This is a genomic window from Chrysanthemum yellows phytoplasma, assembly GCF_000803325.1.
GTDB classification, from domain to species: domain Bacteria; phylum Bacillota_I; class Bacilli_A; order Acholeplasmatales; family Acholeplasmataceae; genus Phytoplasma; species Phytoplasma asteris.
The window spans coordinates 1-6,555 of record NZ_JSWH01000165.1 but is presented as its reverse complement, the minus strand read 5'-3'; the positions used below and the strand labels follow the sequence as shown (position 1 = coordinate 6,555).

At 29.1% G+C, this 6,555-nt stretch carries 4 protein-coding genes; all 4 read left to right on the top strand.

Annotated features, from left to right (window positions below; translation table 11 throughout):
* Positions 1–753: 753 nt before the first annotated feature.
* The 4 genes from OL66_RS02840 to dnaE all read left to right on the top strand — a co-directional run bounded on the left by OL66_RS02840 (position 754) and on the right by dnaE (position 6,545).
* A complete protein-coding gene (locus OL66_RS02840) occupies positions 754–936 on the top strand; it encodes a hypothetical protein (RefSeq protein ID WP_034172386.1) in 183 nt (60 codons plus the stop codon).
* A gap of 418 nt (positions 937–1,354) precedes the next feature.
* On the top strand, positions 1,355–2,890 hold the full coding sequence (gene lysS / locus OL66_RS02830) for a lysine--tRNA ligase (protein ID WP_034172384.1): 1,536 nt from the start codon (positions 1,355–1,357) through the stop codon (positions 2,888–2,890).
* Between the two features lie 435 nt (positions 2,891–3,325).
* Positions 3,326–3,679, top strand: coding sequence for a hypothetical protein (locus OL66_RS02825; RefSeq protein WP_034172383.1), 354 nt, complete (start codon positions 3,326–3,328; stop codon positions 3,677–3,679).
* A gap of 115 nt (positions 3,680–3,794) precedes the next feature.
* Complete coding sequence (gene dnaE / locus OL66_RS02820) at positions 3,795–6,545, top strand: DNA polymerase III subunit alpha (RefSeq protein WP_034172382.1); 2,751 nt, start codon at positions 3,795–3,797, stop codon at positions 6,543–6,545.
* Positions 6,546–6,555: the final 10 nt, after the last annotated feature.

Genomic DNA, 6,555 nt, shown 5'->3' with positions numbered 1-6,555 from the left:
AACTGTTTCATTTATTTAGACAACTTAATATTTTAAGATGATGTAGTTTCTATTTTCATTTCATCTGCAATTGTAATTTTTTCATAATCACTTTTAGCAAATTCAATTTCATATTTAATATCAAAAACACCATCTTTTAAGATTTTATCTATTTTAATAAAGGTAATATTTTCATCTTTAATATCTTCTATATTGATATTTTGATTATGTTTTGTTTGTAATTCTTTTGGATGTGCTCCATTATGCTGGTATTATTATTTTTATTGTTTTTAGTTTTCATGTTTTTCATATTTTGTTCTTTTCCTTTGTTTTTTTACTATAATAAAACTTACTATACTAAAACTTTTACAAATAAAACAGTTTTACGACATGCCAAAGTCAAAAGAAACAAAAGAAACATAAAGCAAAAACACAAGGAAAATTAAGGACTTGATTGCTTTGTGACTTATGGCAAAATAATTAAAATGCGATTTACAACAATTTGCACTAATCCTATTTTAACACATTTTGACAAAATATCCAAATTAAGGAATAACATAAACTAAATTTGGAATCCCATTATAAATATTTTCATAATCTTAATAAACTTATATATCACTTTACAAATTTATCATATAACTATTTAAATTTATTCATTTTGTTCCATTTTTGCATAAAAAAGTTCAAAAAAATCAATTTTTTCACAAAAAGCAATTTTTGCTGTTGTTTTTTTAGTAAAATATTTTATCTTAAAAAAACAAATGGAGGTTTAAAATGTATAACGAAGGAATGTTTGATGCTTCATCAGGAATGATGACAGGATTAATTGTATTTTTAGTAGCTTTAGCAGTTTTCTTTATTGTCCTTTTTTACAAATGGGGATATAGTTGCGGAATGAATAGCAAAAGCATTGTATTGCCTTTAATAGTTACTTTTTTATTAGGCGGTATTCTTTGATTTCTTATCGGTTATTTGGTTGGAACTAATAAAAAAACACCACCAAAACCACGATATAAATAATTTTTAATATTTACTTATTTTGTTAAAAACATCCTTTTAAAAATTATCTTTTTTGCAAATCATCTCTTTTAAAACTATTTTGATTTCAAATTTTAATTCATCAATCAAAAACAAAAAGCAATTTTAATTTTGTAAAATTCAATTACCAACCCAAAGGCATTCTTTATGGGTGTCTTTTTTTATTTTATCCAAACTAATTAACTTTTTTTGCTTTTTCAAACCACAAAATAAAAAAAATTGCATTTCCCCACAAAAAAATCCCCAACCCTTCCAAAAACATCACCAAAACCAAAGTTTTTTTGGTATAATAAAGGTTAAATGTTTAAAAAAATTAAATGATGCAAGGAGCATATAAATGGCAACAAAATTAAGCGAACAAGAAATTATTAGACATCAAAAAATGAATGAATTAAAAAAAATAAACATCGATCCTTTTGGAAAAAAATTTGTCCCTTCTCATTCCATCGAACAAATTCTTTTGCAATACCAAAAATCAGATAGTCTAGCTCTCGAACAATCACAAATCCATGTTTGTGTAGCTGGCAGAATCGTTTTAAAAAGAGGACAAGGCAAAGCAGGTTTTTTGCATTTACAAGATTTTAATTTCCGAATGCAAGCATATATAAAACTGGATTTAGTGGGCAAAGATGCTTTTCAGATTTATCAAAATTGTGATTTAGGAGATATCATAGGCATCAAAGGTTTTTTATTTAAAACCAAAACGCAAGAATTAACCATTAAAGCCTTGGAATTTATTCATCTTACCAAAGCCCTAAAACCTTTACCTGACAAATTTCATGGCTTGCAAAACCGCGAAGAGATGAGAAAAAATCGCTATGTTGATCTAATCGTAAACGAAAAAACAAGACAAGTATTTTTAACTCGCAGTTTGATTATGAAATACATTAGAAATTTTTTTGATAATCAGGGCTTTTTAGAAGTAGAAACTCCTATTTTACAACCAACTTTGGGAGGCGCTTCTGCCAAACCTTTTATCACTCATCACAACGCTCTTAATTGTGATTTTTACTTGAGAATTGCTACCGAATTACCCCTTAAAAAATTAATTGTTGGTGGAATGAATAAAGTCTATGAAATCGGACGTCTTTTCAGAAATGAAGGAATTGATGCCACACATAATCCCGAATTTAGCACTATTGAGGCTTACTTGGCTTATGCTGATATGCAAGATATTATGGACTTAACAAAGCAATGCTTGCAAGAATTGGCCCAAAAATTGTTTGGCAAGTTGCAATTTACTTACCAAAACCAAGAAATTGATTTTTCCCATTTTGCAAAAGTAAGTATGGTTGCATCAATCAAGGAAAAAACAGGAATTGATTTTACAGATAATTTTACCTTGGAACAATGCCTTTCTTTGGCAAAAAAACACCAAATTGAAGTTATGCCCCATTTTAGTCAAGGACATATCATTGAGGCTTTTTTTGGAAAATACGTAGAAAACACTCTCATTCAGCCTACTTTTGTCTACGGACATCCACTGGAAATAAGTCCTTTGGCAAAACAAAACGAAGCTGATCCTCGCTTTACTGAACGTTTTGAACTTTTTATTGTAGGTAAGGAATTTGCTAATGCTTTTAGCGAACTTAACGACCCTATCGAACAAGAAAAACGTTTTTTAAATCAATTACAACAAAAACAATTAGGCAACGACGAAGCCAATGACATGGACTATGATTTCCTAAACGCCCTTAATTATGGCATGCCTCCAACTGGTGGTCTTGGAATGGGACTTGATCGTTTGGTTATGCTTTTAACCGATACTGCAAATATTCGTGATGTTATTTTATTTCCACATTGTAAAAATCAAAATAAATTTAGTCAAAACAAAACAGCAAATAAAGTCCTAACGAATAACGATAACGAATAAAGCAAGCAAAAACCAACAAGCCAAAAATAAATTATTCCCAAAAGCAAAAATCTCCAAATCACCAAAGCCCAAAAATCCGAAAATAAAAAAGGGTCAAAAATATTTTATATAAAATGGGTTAATGATAATTAAATATTTTGTGTTGCAAAAACAACCGAAGGGAGCAAAAAAATTAAACAAAAGACAATTATAATTATTTTAGGAGCAATTTTTACATTTTTTTCCTTAATTTTAATTTGTGGAGTTTATTTTTTAACTAACTTTACTTTTGCCAAAATACCAAACTCAAATCATAATGCAACATTCCCAAAACCCAAAGTTCACGATATTTATCTAGATTCAGCCGAACAAGTCCAAAATTATATCAAAGAAAAATTCCCCGATTCTTTTCCTGTTTGCATTAACTACCCTTCTTTTTGTTATTATTTGTGTTCTTTGCAAAATTTAAAAAAACCTTTTTGCATCAAAAATGCCCCAAAGAAATTAATATATGTCTATCAAAAAGACATTGATTTATCCAAATACGGCTATGGCAATAACACTCATAGCATCGAAGATTTAAAAAATTCTCGATTAGGTATTAAAAATTTATACCTTTTTTGGTTAAAAGATGGTTCGCAAGCAGAACCAAAACAAAGAGATGCAATAATAAATTCGTCGTCATCAAGAACTAGACAGAAAAACTGGGATGGTTCGCCAAATTTGCAAAATTGGCAAAGCCAAAATTGGGAAGACGAATTAGAAGAAAATTGGGAAAAAGAGTTCCAAACAGATTGGGAAGATGAATAAAGTTTTTGCAAATCACAAAAAATAAATAAAATTAGAAAATCCAAACAAACATCCAAACAAACAAACATCCAAAACAACAATACTTTTATTTTTCAGCCAGCAAGGAAGTGCAATTATGAGAGGCGTTTTTTATTTGCAAAGTTTTTATAGCTTATTACAAAGTCTTAATTCTTTAGAAACTTTGGTACAAAAAGCCAAAGAAAATGATTATGATTTTGTTGCTTTGAGCGATGATAATTTATATGGCATGCCAACTTTTTTAAAATTATGCCATAACTATCAAATCAAATCTATTTTAGGACTAAAAATAAATTTTTTGCACAACAATCAACTAGCAACACTTTTAATTTATGCCAAAAACGACCAAGGAATCAAAAATTTAATTCAAATTTCAACTATTATTAAAAATGAAGAAACACCCCAAATTACATTAAATCAAATTGCTCATTTAGGTAAAGATTTGTTTGCTTTGATTCCTGGAGAAAATCCCTTTTTTGATGATATGTTTTTTCGCGACCAAAAAGATAAATTTTTTCAAATAGCTAATCAATTACAAAAAATATTTGACGAACTTGTATTAGGTATTTCTTATCAAAACTCCTTTTTGGAATTACTTTCTGAAAACATCATTGATTTTGCAAACCACTTCCAAATTCCTTATGTACCAATTAACAAAACTTGCTATGATACTTTTCAAGCCCAACCAACCTATCAAATACTTGCACAAATGGAAAATAAAAAAAACGACGACCAAACTGATTTATCTTTTTTAACCAAAGATAATTTTGATAGCGCCTACAACGCCCAAACACATAAAGCAATGTTTGCTTATTTAAAAAAATTAATCTTTTCTATTAAATATCAAAATTATTTACCACAAAAAATGTTGTTGCCTTCCTTTGTTGATTTTTTACAACCCCAAAAAATAACTGCCAAAGAGTACTTAAAACAAATTTCTTATGAAGGTTTGCGCCAATACATCGATTTTAAAAACCCTAAATATACCAAATACCAACAAAGGCTAGATCAAGAATTACAAATTATAGCTGATATGGAATATGACAATTATTTTTTAATTGTAGGTGATGTTGTAAGATACGCCAAAAAACAAGGTATTTTAGTAGGTCCTGGTAGAGGCTCTTCTTCGGGTTCTTTGGTGTGTTTTTGTTTACAAATTACAGAGATTGACCCTTTACAATATGACCTTATTTTTGAGCGTTTTTTAAATCCTCAAAGAAAAACTATGCCAGATATTGACCTTGATTTTCCAGAAAATACAAGAGATTTAATTATTCAATATGTTTGTCAAAAGTACGGCACCAAACACGTAGCAAGTATTATTACTTTTGGTAGATTTGTAAGCCAAAAAGCCATTATCAATGAATTAGTTAAATTTATGCCCACAGTAAAGGAATTCCAAACTAAACGCGTTTTGGCATATTTGGATAAAAAAAGCACTTATCAAAAAGAAACTTTGGATTTGCAAATGAAAAAATTACTTACAATGGCATCTTATATCGAAGGAATACCACGGTTTACAGGAACCCATCCAGCAGGAATTATTTTAAGCCAAATGCCCCTTGATCAAATTATTCCCTTACAAAAAGGCACTCATAATAACTTACAACAAACCCAATGGGAAGCTTCTTTCCTGGAATCAATCGGACTTCTCAAAATAGATTTTTTAGGATTAAGAAGTCTTACTTTGATGAATAAAATGGTTTTAGCCATTCAAAAAACTAATCCCCATTTTGGTCTTTTTAAAATCCCTTTAAACGACACAAAAACTTTCGAGCTGTTGCAACAAGGAAAAACAATAGGGATTTTTCAATTAGAATCTTATAACGCCAAAATCTTTTTACAAAAAATGATGCCCCAAAAGTTCGAAGACCTAATTGCCTTACTTGCCTTAAATAGACCAGGACCCATCGATTCTTTTAATATGTTTTTAAAAAACCGCCATCAAAAAACTACCACTTTTTTTAGCCCCTTAATTGATTTTATCCTCCAACCTACTTATGGCATTATTCTTTATCAAGAACAAATTATGCAAATTGTAGCTGTCTTTGCTAAATACAGTCTTGCCCAAGCAGACCTTTTTAGAAGAGCTATTAGCAAAAAGGAAAAAGATTTATTATTGCAAGAAAAAAACAACTTCATTGCCCAAAGCAAAGAACAAGGACGCAACCTTACAATAGCTAACAAACTTTATGATTATATTTTAAAATTTGCCAATTACGGTTTTAACAAAAGTCACAGTGTCGCTTATTCTTTAATTAGTTATCGTATGGCTTATTTGAAAGCTAATCATTTTATTGCTTTTGTAATTACTTTATTAAATGATGCTATTGGAGATGCAACCCAGACAGAAATTTTGCTCAAAGAAGTTATCCAAAAAGGTATCATTATAGAACCACCCCATATATTTAGTAGCCAAGATAAATATTATTTCAAAGACAATAAATTATTTTTGCCTCTAACTATTATTAAAGGAATAAATGTTGCTTTTTGCCAAGAATTAATGAAAGAACAAAAAAAATTAATTAAAGAACACCAAAAATTAACTAAAACTGCCCAAATGCCCCTTTATTATTCTTTTAAAACCTTTAAACAACAATTGTTTCCTTTCCTCACCGAACCTTTATTAACTAATTTAATTTTTGCAGGCACCCTTGATAAAATGGGCCTAAACCGCAATACTTTAGAACAAAACAAAGATTTAAAAGAAGTTAAATATTATCCATATTCGGATTACGAACCTAAAATACACCCCGAATTACCTTTAAAAGAACTTGTCATTAAACAAAAAAAAACATTAGGCTTTGGACTTCATAATTTATTAATTAATCAAAAAAATAAATCTTAAATATTATTTT

What these genes read in the sequence shown, in the direction of transcription:
- OL66_RS02840 (WP_034172386.1), top strand. Translation starts at nt 754, where the DNA reads ATGTATAACGAAGGAATGTTTGATGCTTCATCAGGAATGATGACAGGA.
- lysS (WP_034172384.1), top strand. Translation starts at nt 1,355, where the DNA reads ATGGCAACAAAATTAAGCGAACAAGAAATTATTAGACATCAAAAAATG.
- dnaE (WP_034172382.1), top strand. Translation starts at nt 3,795, where the DNA reads ATGAGAGGCGTTTTTTATTTGCAAAGTTTTTATAGCTTATTACAAAGT.